Annotated in this window: 14 protein-coding genes; 5 read left to right on the top strand and 9 right to left on the bottom strand. The window is 34.5% G+C overall.

What is annotated here, in order from left to right; all coding sequences use genetic code 11:
* Positions 1–48: 48 nt before the first annotated feature.
* From recD2 to VSF34_RS02265, 3 genes are all read right to left on the bottom strand, one after another.
* A complete protein-coding gene (recD2, locus tag VSF34_RS02275) occupies positions 49–2,577 on the bottom strand; it encodes an SF1B family DNA helicase RecD2 (protein ID WP_326718000.1) in 2,529 nt (842 codons plus the stop codon).
* 149 nt (positions 2,578–2,726) lie between these two features.
* Positions 2,727–3,233: a tRNA (uridine(34)/cytosine(34)/5-carboxymethylaminomethyluridine(34)-2'-O)-methyltransferase TrmL gene (gene trmL, locus VSF34_RS02270; RefSeq protein ID WP_326717487.1), complete on the bottom strand. Its 507-nt coding sequence runs from the start codon at positions 3,231–3,233 to the stop codon at positions 2,727–2,729.
* 198 nt (positions 3,234–3,431) lie between these two features.
* The gene (locus tag VSF34_RS02265) at positions 3,432–4,295 is read right to left on the bottom strand and encodes a methyltransferase domain-containing protein (RefSeq protein WP_326717486.1); all 864 of its coding nucleotides are present in this window, start codon (positions 4,293–4,295) and stop codon (positions 3,432–3,434) included.
* A gap of 115 nt (positions 4,296–4,410) precedes the next feature.
* Between VSF34_RS02265 and VSF34_RS02260 the strand changes: the two genes are divergently transcribed.
* On the top strand, positions 4,411–5,055 hold the full coding sequence (locus VSF34_RS02260; RefSeq protein ID WP_326717485.1) for a copper homeostasis protein CutC: 645 nt from the start codon (positions 4,411–4,413) through the stop codon (positions 5,053–5,055).
* A gap of 84 nt (positions 5,056–5,139) precedes the next feature.
* On the opposite strand, the gene VSF34_RS02255 is transcribed toward VSF34_RS02260, so the two are convergent.
* From VSF34_RS02255 to yjbM, 4 genes are read right to left on the bottom strand one after another with little or no spacing between them, the layout of a single operon-like run.
* Positions 5,140–6,042, bottom strand: a complete 903-nt coding sequence (locus VSF34_RS02255; protein ID WP_326717484.1) for a magnesium transporter CorA family protein — start codon at positions 6,040–6,042, stop codon at positions 5,140–5,142.
* 33 nt (positions 6,043–6,075) lie between these two features.
* On the bottom strand, positions 6,076–6,963 hold the full coding sequence (locus VSF34_RS02250) for an RluA family pseudouridine synthase (RefSeq protein ID WP_326717483.1): 888 nt from the start codon (positions 6,961–6,963) through the stop codon (positions 6,076–6,078).
* Positions 6,964–6,990: 27 nt separating this feature from the next.
* Positions 6,991–7,779 (bottom strand): NAD kinase, encoded by a 789-nt coding sequence (locus tag VSF34_RS02245; RefSeq protein WP_326717482.1) that lies wholly within the window; start codon positions 7,777–7,779, stop codon positions 6,991–6,993.
* The gene (gene yjbM / locus VSF34_RS02240; RefSeq protein WP_326717481.1) at positions 7,769–8,452 is read right to left on the bottom strand and encodes a GTP diphosphokinase; all 684 of its coding nucleotides are present in this window, start codon (positions 8,450–8,452) and stop codon (positions 7,769–7,771) included. Before yjbM ends, VSF34_RS02245 begins: the two co-directional genes overlap by 11 nt.
* A gap of 132 nt (positions 8,453–8,584) precedes the next feature.
* Here yjbM and VSF34_RS02235 point away from each other — a divergent pair, with 132 nt between their 5' ends.
* Positions 8,585–9,184 carry a CYTH domain-containing protein gene (locus VSF34_RS02235; protein WP_326717480.1) on the top strand — a complete coding sequence of 200 codons (600 nt, stop codon included), beginning with the start codon at positions 8,585–8,587 and terminating at the stop codon, positions 9,182–9,184.
* Between the two features lie 89 nt (positions 9,185–9,273).
* Positions 9,274–9,885 carry a DsbA family protein gene (locus VSF34_RS02230; RefSeq protein ID WP_326717479.1) on the top strand — a complete coding sequence of 204 codons (612 nt, stop codon included), beginning with the start codon at positions 9,274–9,276 and terminating at the stop codon, positions 9,883–9,885.
* Positions 9,886–9,940: 55 nt separating this feature from the next.
* Here the strand turns inward: VSF34_RS02230 and pepF are convergent, their stop codons facing one another.
* Positions 9,941–11,752 (bottom strand): oligoendopeptidase F, encoded by a 1,812-nt coding sequence (gene pepF, locus VSF34_RS02225; RefSeq protein WP_326717478.1) that lies wholly within the window; start codon positions 11,750–11,752, stop codon positions 9,941–9,943.
* Positions 11,753–11,777: 25 nt separating this feature from the next.
* On the bottom strand, positions 11,778–12,926 hold the full coding sequence (locus VSF34_RS02220; RefSeq protein ID WP_326717477.1) for a competence protein CoiA: 1,149 nt from the start codon (positions 12,924–12,926) through the stop codon (positions 11,778–11,780).
* A 110-nt stretch (positions 12,927–13,036) separates the two neighbouring features.
* Between VSF34_RS02220 and queG the strand changes: the two genes are divergently transcribed.
* Both queG and yjeM read left to right on the top strand, forming a co-directional pair.
* A complete protein-coding gene (gene queG, locus VSF34_RS02215) occupies positions 13,037–14,182 on the top strand; it encodes a tRNA epoxyqueuosine(34) reductase QueG (RefSeq protein WP_326717476.1) in 1,146 nt (381 codons plus the stop codon).
* A gap of 187 nt (positions 14,183–14,369) precedes the next feature.
* Entirely contained in the window at positions 14,370–15,881 is a 1,512-nt protein-coding gene (gene yjeM / locus VSF34_RS02210; RefSeq protein WP_326717475.1) for a glutamate/gamma-aminobutyrate family transporter YjeM, read from the top strand.
* Positions 15,882–16,003 lie beyond the last annotated feature (122 nt).

Below are 16,003 nucleotides of genomic sequence, written 5' to 3'. Positions count from 1 at the left end.
CTTAATTTTACTCATCCACATCATTTGACGAAGAGCCGTTTTTTTATCTTATTTACACTGAAAATCATATGGTGATATATGAGCCATACCGATCATCGGGTCTATTTTTTGTGAAAAGACTAAGTCATTTGTTAGTCTACTATTGTTTAAAACAACAGGTTCTTCTTCCTCTTCTACAAATAAACTAATCATTTCTGTTTGATTATTAACTGTCATATCTGCTTTTTTATTAGGTAGTTGAGCTATGCTTTCTTCTACTTTAGAAACTAGTGCTTCCTTAGTTTCTTCTTGTTTTTCAAGAAGATAGCTGGTTTCGGCTTTTTCTTGGGCAACTAGATCCTCTTCATTTTGAACTAATCGCTCTGTTAGTGTGGTTTGCCGCTCAATTGATTCACTTTCTATCGCTCTTTTAAACGCATCTACTTCTCCAATTAAAATTAAAAAATCACGGCTTCGCGTCACTGCGGTATAAAGAAGTTTACGCTGTAGCATACGACTATATTGGTTAACAAGTGGCAAGACCACCATTTGAAATTCACTACCTTGAGATTTGTGAATTGAACAAGCATAGGCAAGCGTAAATTTATTCCACTCATTTCGCTTATAAATGACTTCGGTCTCATCAAATAATAGTGTCATCTCATCTACCTTATCATCAGTATCCTTACCATAAGTAATACCTACAACCTCACCCATATCCCCGTTAAATACATTTAACTCTGGGCTATTGACTAAATGAAGAATTTTGTCCCCTATTCGGTAAATTTTATCTAAAAATTTAACTTCTTTTCTTGAACCATCTTCATTATCATTAAGAATACGTTGCATCAACACATTTAACTGATCTATGCCAGCTTGACCTCTATACATTGGCGCTAAGACTTGCATTTCTTGATTTGAAAACCCCTTACCCTTAGCACGTGTTACTACTTGATTTACAACAGACTCAATTTGGCCCACTCGACACTGAATAAAGGAGCGATCTTGTTTATTCTCAGTCAAATCTGATGGGACTTCACCATTCTTTATGTGATGGGCAAGTGAGATTATTGAAGAGCCATCATCTTGACGATAAATATCTTTTAATTCTCTTTTAGGAATATCTGATACCAATAATAAATCAGTCAACACTTGTCCTGGTCCAACAGAGGGTAGTTGATCTTTATCCCCTACAAAAATAACTTGCATGTTATTAGGGACAGATTTTAGTAAGGTATTAGCAAGCCACGTATCCACCATAGACAACTCATCTACAATAAGTAAACCACCCTCTAATTCTCTAGCTTCCTCAGGTGTTTCTGTTTCTCTACCAGTTAAACCAAGCAACCGGTGAATGGTACTGGCAGGAAGATCCGTCATATCATTCATTCTCTTAGCAGCCCTACCTGTTGGAGCTGCTAGTAGAATTGGGAAGATCTCTTGGGTGTAATCTTCTAAGTTTAAAGACAAATTATTTAGTTCAGCATATATGGAAACAAGACCATTGATAACCGTGGTTTTCCCTGTTCCAGGCCCCCCTGTTAAAATAAAAAATGGTGACTTGATAGCTTCTTTCAACGCTTCTTTTTGACTATCTCCATAACTAATACCAGCCTGACTTTCAACCAAACTAATCGCTTCATCAATATCTTTTTCTTTATACGGCATATTTTTTTTCTTACTTAGTAGGCGCTTAATTGAAGAAGCTAAACCTATTTCAGAAAAATATAATGACTTCTCAAATAAACGTGTGCCTTCTTGAATGATCGCACCTTCTTCAGCCAAGTGAATAACCTCCTCAGCTGCTTTTTTAGGATCAATTTCAACTGGGCGACTATTTTCTAAAGTTTCAAGAGCTTTTACTAAAAGTTGCCTAGCCTCCATGTATGTATCACCTGTGCTTAAACAACTTTGAAATAACTCATGTAAAAGGGCTGCTCTTATTCTTGAAGGCGCATCTGCTTGAATACCAATTTGTTCAGCTAATATATCAGCCTTTTTAAACCCAACACCTTCAATGTCCTCAACTAATCGGTAAGGATCTTCTTCAATAATACTTAAAGTTTCCCCTTTATACTTATTATAAATAGCAAAAGCCAACTGATTACCAAATCCGTAACGATTTAAACCAATGACGATTTGTTCCATGCCATAATTTTGACGAAGGGATTCGATTAAGGTTTGACGTTTTTTTTCATTTAATCCAGGGACTTTCTCTAACACGTCTGGTTGATCTAATATTTCATCAATAGCATGTTCTCCAAGTACTCCAACAATATTTTCTGCTGTTTTTTTCCCAATGCCTGGAAACTTATCACTAGACAAATAATAAACCAATCCATCAACTGAGGTTGGTTTAGCTTGTTCGTAACGCTCAACCTTAAATTGATCTCCGTATCTTGGATGGTTCACAAGTGAGCCGTAAAATTGATACGGCTCACCTTCTTGAATTTGTCCAAAAGTACCTGTGACAACAATTTCATCCCCATCATAATTTGTCGTTGTATCCGTTACTTTAACTAGCATCACCTTGTAAAAGTTAGAGGAATTTTCAAAAAAGATGGCTTTTATCGTCCCTGTTAATGATTGCTCTTTCATCTCTTCCATACTTACCTCATCACTTCCCATCATTTATTTTATAAAAATTCTGTGTTATTCCACTCTTCAAGAGTAAATTTCCCATTATCATAATTTAAAATAGTCATACTATTATTATCTAAAATACTTCCTGTTCCTCGTACCTCAGATTAATGACTTAATTTATCATTGTCATAAATATGAACAGCTTCTAAATTTGGAAATGATTGTTGTCGCAAGGCTTCATAAACAACTAAAGCGGCTGTATTTGATAAATTTAGGGATCTAACGTGCTCGTCATTCATTGGAATACGAATACACTGCTCCTCATGGGCACGCATTAGCTCCTCTGGCAACCCAGTTGTTTCTTTTCCAAACATAAAGTAGTGGTCTTGGTTATCATTATAATTAACATCACTATAAGTATGTCGTGCAAACTTTGTCACAAAATGCAAAGGAGCATCCCCGATTGCAGTCATAAACTCCTCAACATTTTTATAATACCTAATGTCCACATCATGCCAGTAATCAAGGCCAGCACGTTTTAGCTGTTTATCATCAGTTGAAAATCCAAGAGGCTCAATTAAATGTAGTGGTGAATTAGTTGCCGCACAAGTTCGTGCAATATTACCAGTATTAGCTGGAATTTGTGGTTCAAATAATACAATATGATTCATGTGACTCTCTTCCTTCTCGTTTTCATTTTTGGACGTAAAAAAAACGTATCGCCTCGGTGTCTATTCACTGCGAGTCGCTACGTTGGTAGTGTCACTTCACCAACTTTTATCAGAACAGGAATCTGATAAAAATCGTTGAAAATGACTTGAAATCATTGTAGCACTTAACTATTTAAAAAACAACCTTAATTTCAGATTCTATTTCTTTTTACCAACTAAAATAAGAACATCTATCGTTAATCCCTCAAAATAGCTATCCTTAGCCTGTGCTAGCGCCTCTTTTGATGCTCCCCAGTGAATTGGTGACATTTTAAGAATACTCTCATAATCCTCTTGTAAAACAGGAAATTGATACGTAACACGCGTTTCTTTAATTAGTTCTAACTCTTTCACAAACTTGTCATAAACTTTGTTATTACTATAGGTTTGTTTGTCTTCTTTTTCAGCATAGAAAGCCTGGCGTAACTCTTTTAAATAATTCTCTTCAGGAATAACTTTTATAATCAAACCATCATCTGCTAGTACTCGCTTCATTTCTTCGTAATGACTAGGTGAAAAGATATTTAAAAGGGCAGAAACTGCGTGATCAGCAAAAGGCATATTGGTCACATCTGCAATAAACCAAAAAGCTTCTTTCGAAAAATCACTACTTAGTAACACACCATCTTTTGATAAATCAAACCCCATTTTTTGTGATGAAACGTGATACTCTCTATCTAAAAGCTCCACAAAACTTCCTTCACCTGATCCCATATCAACTAATAAATCTGTTTCTCTTAAGTGTGATAACTCTTTAGTTATTGACTCTAAAACAGGTGCATACAGCCCTTTTTGAATCATTTTCCTGCGATGGGTAAGCATATCTGTATCGTAATCACTAGTCATGTGATGATCTGGAAAGTGAATAATTCCTTTTTTTGACAAATTAAATGTGTGATGATTCGTACAAACCAAAGAGCCTGTTTCTTCTAAGGAAAAACCAGCTCCACATTTTGGACAAGCCATTTTATCTATGTTTGTTGCTAGGTGTTCCTTAGCATATTCTTTCTTCTTCTTTAACATGTTGTCTTCGCTCCTAGTGAAAAATTAATGATATCATAACATAAATTCTCTACACAAGTTATCCTTTATGCTATACTATTCCTAGATATTTATTAAGAAAATGGAGGAGTTTTTTGTGCTAATCAAAGAATTTTGTGCTGAAAATTTTACAAATATTCCTAAAGCAATCGCTTCTGGAGCTAATCGTATTGAATTATGTGACAACTTGGCTGTAGGCGGAACCACTGTGAGTAAAGGTGTCATGATGGAAACAGCCGCTTATTGTAGTGAAAAAGGCGTCCCTGTTATGGCTATTATTAGACCTCGAGGTGGTAATTTCGTCTACACAGATACGGAAATCAAAATCATGGAACAAGATATTTATGAAGCAAAATCACAAGGTATTGATGGTATTGTTGTTGGATGCTTAAACGAGAGTAATCAAATTGATGAAGAAGCTATGAAAATCTTATTAGATGCAGCTGATGGGATGCAAGTGACATTTCATATGGCTTTTGATGCTATGAACAAAGATGAACAATTTGCAGCGATTGACTGGTTAGCAAGTCACGGTGTGGACCGTATTCTAACTCACGGAGGACCTTCAAATATAGAGATTGAAAAACACTTAGAATACATCAATGATCTCATTTCCTATGCCAATAACCGCCTTATTATTTTACCCGGTGGGGGCATCACCTTTGAAAATGCTGATACAGTCGCATCATTTTTAAACGCTAAAGAAATACACGGCACAAAAATTGTAGATTTCCCATTCTAACCAAAGTATAAAAAAAGACGTCTTGCTCTTAGCAACTATTAAAAAAATGTATCCCAACAACTATCAAAGTCGTTGGGGCACATTTTATTTTCGCCTCTTGTTAAACATCACAATAAGCCAAATCATTAAAATAATGGATAGTACTACAACATAAACCCATTCGTACTTAGAAGCATTAACAGGTAAATCTATATTCATCCCGTAAAAGCCTGTAATGATGGTTGGAATAGCTAGAGCTAGTGACCAAAGTGTTAAAAATTGCATCGTATCATTTAAATTGTTATTCATCAGACTATCAAAAATTTGCGAAATTCTATCTACAATTCCTGACTCAATTTCTGTCATATGAGCTATCTGATTCGCTTCAATCATAGCATCTTCTAACCTTTCATTTGTCTCATCATCAAAACTTTTAGCCTGCTTAGACTGCTCAATCTGATTTAATACGTCTAAATTATTAGCTGTTGCACTTAATAAAAATGTCAATGTTTGTTGTAAATAAGACAATCTAACTAAATCCTTATTTCGTACTTTTTGCGTTAATAAATCATCTAATTGATGACGTTCTCTAGAAATAACTCTTAAAACTGGCAAATATGAATCCACTAATTCATTAACTGCTTCTAATAAAAAAATCATAGGTGTCTCTGCTTGGTTTCCAAGAGCAATCTTTTTCACTTTTTCGTAGTTTACCTTTGACTCCCCTTCATTGAAGTAAAATATTTGATTACCCCGGGTTAATAAACTGACTGGTCTAGAAACATAACGATTATCTTGATCTAGCTTGGTTGGAACATGAATGATGACTAAATCAATACCATTTTCCTCATCTGTAATGTAGTTACTTCGCTCATAAATATCTGTCACATAATCAATTGTCTCTGCTGGTAATTTGTAATCTGTTAATAAACTGATTTTTTCTTCATCAGTTAAACGATTTGTTTCTACCCAAGTTAAATGATTATTAATTTTGTGTTCTACTAACATTTACTTCTCCTTTTTTATGTTTCATTCTGACTATTAACTCAATAACTCTTGCATATCTTCTGGTAGTGGTGCTGTTAATACAATCTGCTCCCCAGTGAAGGGATGTAAAAATTCTAATCGTTTACAATGTAGGGCTTGTCTATTTATGCCCTTATCTATGTTCCCACCGTAAAGTTCATCTCCAATCAAAGGACACCCAATCCCTTGAAAATGAACTCTAATTTGATGAGTTCGCCCAGTATGTAGTTGAACATCAACTTGAGCTGTCTCATCTGTTTTTTCGATTAATTTATAATCAGTAATAGCATGCTGACCGCCTTCTTCTACAACTGTTCGTTTAATAATGGATGACTCATCTCGGCCAATTCTAAGATCAATGGTCTCTTCTTCTTTAAGTCTTGATAAATCACCACCAACAATAGCTGAATAATATTTCTTCATCTCACCTGATTGTAATTGCTTATCCATCATAGCATGAGAAAAACCGTGTTTAGCAAACATCATCAACCCTGTAGTGTCACGGTCAAGCCTTGTCACTACATGAATGATTCGGTTATCATAATCTTGCTGATTATAGTAGTGTTTCACATAATTTGCCATAGTTCCTGTCTTGTGATACTGCGAAGGAATTGAAGCCACTTCTGTTGGTTTATTGACTACTAAGAGATGTTCATCTTCATAGATAATATCCAAAGTCGACTCATAAGGTAACATCGTTTCATGCTCCCCCTCATCAGGGATAATAATTGTCACACTATCTCCCTCCTTCACTTCAAAAGTCGAATTTCTAACTTGTTTATTAACTAGAAGTGTTCCACCTTGATATTTGATTTTGGCCAGCAAACGTCTTGATACACCTTGCTTATTTAAAAATTTTTTTAATGTGGTATTTTCCACGTCCACAATCCAGGTAAATCTCATTTATTTTCACTGCTTTCTTCTAAGTTCTCAAATAAAGGCATCTCTCACTCGCTTCCAAAAATGGGTGTGCCTGTATGAAGCAAATTGGATACGTTTATCTGACAAGCAAAAACGTAACTGCTTTATATTTGGATTTTCTACTAAATAATTATCAATGGTTAATCGGTATTCTTCTTGCTCTTTCATATCAAAGGTAATCCACTCATCTGCTGCAATAATCATTGGTGAACCTAATGAACGGTATACACGGTTATTGATTGAAGCTATCTCATTTAATTGAATGGCATTCACTCTAGGATGAAGAACAGCACCACCTAAACTTTTACTATAGGCAGTTGAGCCAGTTGGAGTTGAAACAGATAACCCGTCTCCTCTGTAACACTCAAATAGCTCTGTTTTAATATAAACATTAGCAACCATCGTATGGTGAATGTTTTTTATACTAGCTTCATTTAAAGCAAGACGCAACTCACTATCACTACCATCAGAGTAGACAACTTCGATATCAAGTAAAGGGTAACTCACACTTTTTTGAGTTTCTTCTTTTAGACTTCTCACTAACTCATCAATATCATAATCACGCCAGTCCGTATAAAAACCTAAATGCCCAGTGTGGACCCCGATAAATCTCACTGTAGCTAGTTGATCTTGATAAGCATGAAAAGCACTAAGTAGTGTCCCATCACCGCCGATTGTAATCACTACATCTGGTGTCTTTTCATCGATAATAAACTGTTGTTCTTTTAATTTGTATTTTAATTCTTTTGCTACCTTTTGAGACTGCTTTTTTTCATTTGAAAAAATACTAATCTTCATGTGTTTCACCTACTTCAGATTCATTCATTTTTTCATCTTCCACTAAATGATGTGGGACACGGTATGAAAATAAATGCTGAGCTTCTTGAATTTCATCACGAATTTTGGACATTTCCTCATCAAGTAGTGAAGCAGCTTCTGCTGTTAATGCTAATCTGGTATTGATTTCTTCAGGAAATTCCCCGTCATATTTATAATTTAGCGAATGCTCAATCGTTGCCCAAAAGTTCATTGCAAGAGTTCTAATCTGGATTTCCATTAAAATGTTTTTTTCTCCAGTAATTAATTGCACGGGGTATTCAATTACCACATGATAAGACCGGTAACCGCTAGCCTTACTATTAGCAATATAATCTCGCTCTTGAATGATTTTAAAGTCTGTGCGTTGTCTAAGTAGATGAATCACTTCATAAATATCCTCAACAAACTGACACATAATTCTAAGCCCTGCAATATCTTGCATATCGTTTTCTAATCTATCTAGAGAAATACCACGGAGTTTTGCTTTTGTTAAAATACTATCTTTAGGTTTCACACGTCCCGTCACAAATTCAATTGGCGTATGTAGATTATTTTCTTGATATTGAGTTCTAATGCTTCTTAACTTTACTTTAAGTTCTGATACAGCTTGTTCATATGGTGCTAAAAATAACTTCCAATTTCTATCTTCCAATTTCCTCGCCACCTTTAATGTCAGCATACATGCTACATTTTACCATAATTTACTTAAAATGGTTAGTTTACAAAGAGGCTCATATTTGTTTTTTCCCCTAATATTCATTACACTGGATGGGAGGTGATTAATATGAGTCAAGAAGTTGAAATCGAATTCAAAAACATGTTGACAGAAAAAGAGTATCAACAGTTAAACAATAGTTTGTTTGCATCAAGTAAATCATTTACTCAAACGAATTATTACTTTGACACGCCAAGTGAAGCTTTGAAACAGGCAGGTATGGGACTTAGGTTAAGAAAATTAAAGGATAAAAATGAATGTACTTTAAAAGTGCCAACAGATAATCCACATTCTTATCTTGAGTTGACAGATAATCTAACTGATGAGCAAATGAAAGATTCATTAGAGAATTTATCTATACCAAGTGCTAGTGAGGCGGCAAAATATTTACGATCAAAAGATATTGATCCAACAGCTTTAGATTTTATTGGCGACATCACAACTATTAGAAAGGAAGTTAACTTACAAGATACACAACTGCTTGTTTTAGATGAGAGCCAGTTTCAAGATGGCATTGTTGATTACGAGTTAGAAATGGAAGTGTCTGATATCTCTAATAGTGAAGAATTATTCAACTCCTTATTACGTGAACATGGTATTACACACCGTCCTTCCAAGAAAAAAGTCGCTAGAATGATTGCATATAAACAAGATATATCACAAGGGTAAAAGGCCTTTCCCTTTTGTTTTTCAGTCTTTTTTGTTAAATTATAGTTAGGAATACGTATATAGGTTTGGTCAATAGGGGGTGTCGTAAGTTGATTGAAATTTATTTATTTGTTAACCCGTTAGATGAGCATTGTCTACAGTCTGAGCAACGCTTTTTAGATATCGTCAAGGAAGAAAAACAAAAAAACAGAAAAATCTGTTTGTGGTTCGTTCCTATTTTAAATCCATCAATTATCCAGCACTATTTAGTTGATCATGATTTGCCGGTGAATGACCTTTCTTTCAGAAATCAATTAGTCGAAACTTTCTATTCTGCCTGTTTAGATATTAAAGCTGCACAATTACAAGGAAAAAAAGTTGGACGAAAATTTTTATTTCACCTACAAGAAATGGTTGGACGTCAAAAAAGGCATTATTCTAAAGAATTAGTCGAAGAGATATTGGAAGAGATTCGTGCAGATAAGTCTCTTTTTAATAGTGACAGACAATCACATCTTGTTAATGAATTCTTCCAGCAAGACCAGAAAATCGCAAATGAGATGGGTGTTAACCGTTTTACTAAAGCTGTTATTTTTAATTATGGATTGGATCAAGATTTTGGTGTCTTAATAGATGGTCTAGCCTCTATCGATGATATCAAGTCTTTGATACAACCAAATTACTCACTGCAACACATCTCACATGCGGAGCTATTTAAGTAAACAAATAAGAGGTTGACCAAAATACGGTCAACCTCTTATTTGTATTTAAAAGCGTTTAAAATTTCGCAATCAAGGATTCTAATTCATTTAACCTATCTTCAAAGACTGTCATCGTTTCTTCAATGTAATCAGGTTTTGTCATATCAACACCAGCTTTTTTCATCACATCAATCGGATAATCACTACTTCCGGCTTTTAAGAAATTAATGTAGCGCTCTAGAGCTCCCTCTTCTTTTTTGATGATTTTATCAGCTAAAGCTGTGGCTGCTGAAAATCCAGTAGCATATTGATACACGTAATAGTTATAGTAGAAATGAGGAATACGACTCCACTCATAAGCAATCTCTGGGTCACGCTCCACTGCTTCCCCGTAATATTTCGCATTTAAATCAGCGTAATATTCACTTAGGTAATCACTTGTTAAAGGTGTTCCTTTAGCATCTTCAACATGAATAAAATGCTCAAATTCAGCAAATTGAGATTGTCTAAAGACAGTTCCTTTTACCCCGTCTAAATAGTGATTTAATACAAAGGCACGCACTTTAGGGTCTTTTTCTGTTTGAAGTAGATGCTCTGTTAACAAGTTTTCATTCGTTGTTGAGGCAATTTCTGCTAAGAAAATAGAATAGTCACCATAAACAAAAGGTTGTGTGCTTCTAGTGTAGTGGCTATGCACACTATGTCCCATTTCATGAACTAAGGTATATAAATGATTTAAGCTATCATGCCAGTTTAGTAAGATATACGGCTTTGTATCATAGCTTCCTGATGAGTATGCCCCACTTCTCTTACCTTTGTTTTCTACCACATCAATCCATCTATTACCATAAGCTTCTTTAACAATAGATAAATAATCTTCACCAAGTGGTGTTAGCCCTTCTAGTGATTTGTCTTTTGCTTCTTCATACGTATAACGAATAGGCGCATCCCCTAAAATCGGTGTATACATGTCATACATATGTAAGTCACTTACATTTAATAACTTTTTACGTAACTCAACATAACGGTGTAATAGTGGTAGGTTTTCATGAACCACATCTAACAATGTATCATAAACTGATTCAGGAATATGATTAGCACTTAAAGCTGCTTCACGGGCTGATGAGTAGTTTCTAATATTTGCGTTAAAGTTATGTTTTTTCACATGAGTTGACAAAGTACTTGCAAAGGTATTTCTGAATTGTTCATAAACAGAATATAAAGCTTCAAAGGCTTCTTTTCTCACTTCACGATTTGTACTTTCTAGTAATTGTCCGTATAGTCCTGATGATAATTGAACTTTGTCTCCCGCGTCATCTGTCACAACTGGGAAAACTAAATCTGCATTGTTTAAAACGGAGAATGTCTCACCAGAAGCTGACAAAATTTCACTAGCTCCAGCCAGTAATGCCTCTTCTTTTTCAGACAAAGTATGTTCCCTATTATCTGTAATTTGATGGATAAAATGTTTATAGATTTCTAAACCTTTTTCTTCTTCAAAATAGGCTTTAATAGTGTCATTTGACAAAGTTAAGACTTCTGGATCAAACCATGATATAGCTTCACTAGATTTTGCCGCTAAAGCACTTGCTCTAGCATATAATGCTTGATATGTTGTATTTCCTGTGTCTTGATCATTTTTTAAATGTGAGTACACATATAATTTTTCAGTTTGACGGTAAATAGATAAAATATACTCTATCGCCTCTAAAAATTCTTTTGATCCTCTATTTAATGTTCCCTGATAACTAGCTGCGTGAGTTAACTCATCACTTAGTTGATTAAAAGCCTCATCAAAGGCCTCATCAGATGGGAAAATCAAGGTTAAATCCCACGTTGTTGCCTCATTTAATTCTGAACGATTTGGTAATTGTTTTGTTTCACTCATGGTATAATAACTCCCTTCTCATTGTTTACTTATCAATCATATCATATTTTAATGGAAGTGATAAGGATTCCACTTTCATTTTCAAAGATTTTTCTATCATTTTTTGATCACTACTCTTTTTAACTTGCCAAATATAGGTGGAAGATTCTTTCCTAATAAAACCTATATGCTGCAAATAAACTAGATAAAGAGACAAACAATAATCAATTACTTGAAAATCTGGTAAACAAATAAATGAAAAAGGGTAGTCATCTACTAATGTTTCAAGGCATAAGTTGAATAACTCTTTATACGAAAGGGCTCCTGCTTTTTTTAAGGACTGGCTAATAACAAACCGTAAAACATATTCCCATTCTTCAATGAAAGGGTGGGTTAATCTAGGAAAATAGATATGAACCGGCAAACTTAATAAATTTGCTTGGTGATGATAAAAAAACTCTTGGATTTTTAACACACGTGCTTGTCTTAAATACAACTGTTTTTGCCACTTTAACTGTTGCTTAACTAACTCACTAATTGATACCTCACAACTAATTTGATAACTTATAAGCGGTATCTCCCTTTTTAGTATGCAAAAACAACTGTGTTCATTTAAAGAATATGATATAAATTGTTGTTTTACTTTATTATTAACCTTTGTCATGTAGCGCCTAATGCCTAACTGATTTTGTTTAACATCTAATTCCATGTGATAGTAACTGTCTACATCATTAAAATACAATAAATGCTTTTTCAACTCTGTCATAGTTCTAGTGCATCTTAGCGTACCTCCTAGTACCCAAAACACCTCATACCCAGATAACTGATATGCCCTAGTCCGCTCACGTAAACGCTCAATACTTAAAGGGCTACACTGAAATTCAATGACGAGATAATTTTCTACCAGTATATCTGCCCTTTGGTTAATCTTTGGAATATAAGCTTCTAACTCATAATGTAGACCAAACCTTTCACAGTTTTTTGCTAATAAGTATTTACCACTAAGATGTTCAGCTGATTCTGATTCGCTATAACTATCACAGGTTGTGATAGTTTTATGAGCAAAATGTGGTATTTTAATTTTCCCTTTTTTTAAAATAACTTCTTGATGACAAGTAGGACAAGTATAGGATTTACCCTTCATAGCCTGATCACTTGATATTTTCTTGCCATTTTTTTCTAAAGCAATTAACATATGGATCACCTCTTTAATGAAATATTCGTAAAAGAGGCTAAAAAGAGTTGAAAAAATAACTTAATTCAGGAATACTATACAGTGAGAAAAATAAAAGGATAGGTAAAGAGATGAATACGGCAGAATTAAAACGATATATTATTGAGCAAAGCCAGATGATAGGTATTGATAAGATAGGCTTCACCTCTGCTGCACCTTTTGATCATTTGAAAACAAGTCTAGTAGAACAAAAAAATAATGGACACACCACGGGTTTTGAGCATCCAGATATTGATGAGAGATTATATCCTGAGCTAATTTTTGATAAACCTCAATCCATTATTTCTATTGCACTAGCTTACCCATCACGAATGACTAACAGGCTTAAATCAGTACGGGGAGAAAAAAGAGGAAAATTCGCAAGAGCTTCTTGGGGTGTGGATTATCACGATATTTTAAAAGATAAAATGGCCCAACTCATCCAATCTATCCAAAGTGTTACTCCAGATATTGAGTTGACTTTTAAACCTCTTGTTGATACTGGTGAGCTGATTGATGTTGCTGTAGCACAACGGGCTGGCCTTGGTTTTATTGGAAAAAATGGTTTGTTAATCACAAAAGAGTTTGGTTCTTATGTTTATCTAGGGGAGATTATCACAAATATTCCATTTGAAGAAGATACACCCATGACCTCTTTATGCGGTGAGTGTACAAAGTGCATTGATCAGTGTCCCACGTCTGCTCTTTTAGGAGACGGGCGAATGAATGCTAAAAGATGTCTATCTTACCAAACTCAAACTAAAGGCTACATGCCTGAAGAGTTTCGTCCTAAAATTAGAAGTGTTATTTATGGCTGTGATATTTGCCAGGAAGTTTGTCCTTATAATAGAGGAATTGATGTGCATCGTCATCCTGAAATGGAGCCTGATCCAAATATCGTAACACCTCTACTTAAGCCGCTATTAACCATTTCAAACAAAGAATTTAAACACCAATTTGGCATATTAGCAGGCTCATGGCGTGGAAAAAAACCGATTCAAAGAAATGCTATCATTGCCTTAGCTAATGTAAAAGATAAAAGTAGTTTACCTAACCTCTTGCAGTGTATCGAAGAAGATCCTAGGCCTATGATTAGAGGAATAGCAGCTTGGGCTGTTAGTGTCATCGATCCAAACAATCAGTATATACTAAATTTTCTAATAGAGCATAAAAATAAAGAAACAGATGAAGAAACTCTCAATGCCTTTAGACAAGCGATTAAAACAATGGAAACATAATCATAACAATGATAAATTACTCATTTAATGTTAATTTGATTTGTTTCGTATGGCAATCACATGAGTTCTACTATAGAAGTAGTTAAGATATCTGACATTATTATCATTTCTTTTCCCTATTCAATCTATTGATTTGATAGGATATAGGTATGTCTACCTAGACAACTATTATTAGAGGAGCGTTTTTATGTCAAATCAAGCTAAAAAGATGAGCCTGATTGGGTTAATCTTAATGATTTTTACTTCGGTTTTTGGTTTTGGTAATGCACCTGTTGCCTTTTACAGAATGGGATATGGCGCCATTATTTGGTACATTTTAGCAGCACTTTTTTTCTTTATTCCTTATGCACTTATGATGGCCGAATACGGTTCAGCCTTTAAAACTGCAAAAGGTGGTATGTTTACTTGGATGGAGAAATCTGTTGGAGCAAAATATGCCTTTATCGGAACTTTTATGTGGTATACCTCATACATCATCTGGATGGTGAGTGTGGCACCTAAAATTTTTATTACTCTATCAACAACTGTATCTGGATCAGATCACACTGGTATGTGGTCACTTTTTGGAATGAATTCTACTGAAACTGTTGGATTATTAGCTATTATTTTTATTCTTATTGTGACATTCTTCTCATCTAAAGGTTTAGATAAGATTACAAAAATCACATCTGCCGGTGGTATTGCTGTCATGTCATTAAATGTGATTTTAATTGTTATCAGTTTAATTATTTTAGTTTTCAATGGCGGTGAGTTAGCTCAACCAATTGAGGGAGCAAAAAGTTTCATTGTCTCTCCCAATGCTGGATACACAACACCTCTTGCTACCATTTCATTTTTAGTGTTTGCTATTTTTGCTTATGGCGGGTTAGAAGCTGTTGGTGGTTTAGTCGATAAAACTGAAAATGCTGAGAAAAACTTTCCCAAAGGGATTATTTTATCAGCTTTAGTTATCTCGATTGGTTATGCTCTAACTATTTTCTTATGGGGAGTATCGACTAACTGGGATGCTATTTTAGGCGGAGAAAATGTTAACTTAGGTAACATCACTTATGTCCTGATGAACAACTTAGGATATAAATTTGGTACTGCTATTCATTTATCTGAAGCAACTGCTATTACAATTGGTAATTGTTTTGCTAGATTTACCGGTTTAACTATGTTTCTAGCTTACCTTGGAGCATTCTTTACTTTAAGTTATTCACCACTTAAAACAATTATCGAGGGAACACCAAAAGGATTATGGCCTGAAAAAATGGTTAAAACAAATGATAAAGGTATGCCAGAATTTTCAATGTGGGTTCAAGGATCTATCGTTGTATTAATTCTTTTACTTGTATCATTTGGTGGTAAAGAATCTCAATCATTCTATAATATTTTAACATTGATGACTAATGTATCTATGACAATTCCTTATATCTTCCTAGCAGGAGCATTTCCTGCCTTCAAGAAAAAAGATAGCATTGATCACTCATTTAGTATTTATAAAACAAAAACACAATATATGGTATCAACAATTATCGTTGTGGCTGTTATTGGCTTTGCTAATATCTTTACAATCATTGAGCCTTTATTTAGAGAAGGTGGGCCACAGTGGGGAGATACATTATGGCAAATTGCCGGACCTGTATTATTCTCAATCATTGCTCTAATCTTATTTAAACGCTATGAAAATAAAGTAAAAAACGGTAAAATCCATTAAAAACAAAGTAGATAAAAAACCGAAACTGACCTATCCGGGCTAGTCTCGGTTTTTTCTATTTGTTTGGCTCTTCGTCAAATCGTGTTGATATTTAAAAATTGATAAAATAAGGGCATTAGAAG

This window comes from Vagococcus jeotgali (assembly GCF_035918315.1).
Lineage (GTDB): Bacteria > Bacillota > Bacilli > Lactobacillales > Vagococcaceae > Vagococcus > Vagococcus jeotgali.
Note: the sequence above shows the minus strand (reverse complement) of the source record. Positions and strands in the feature narration are given on the sequence as shown.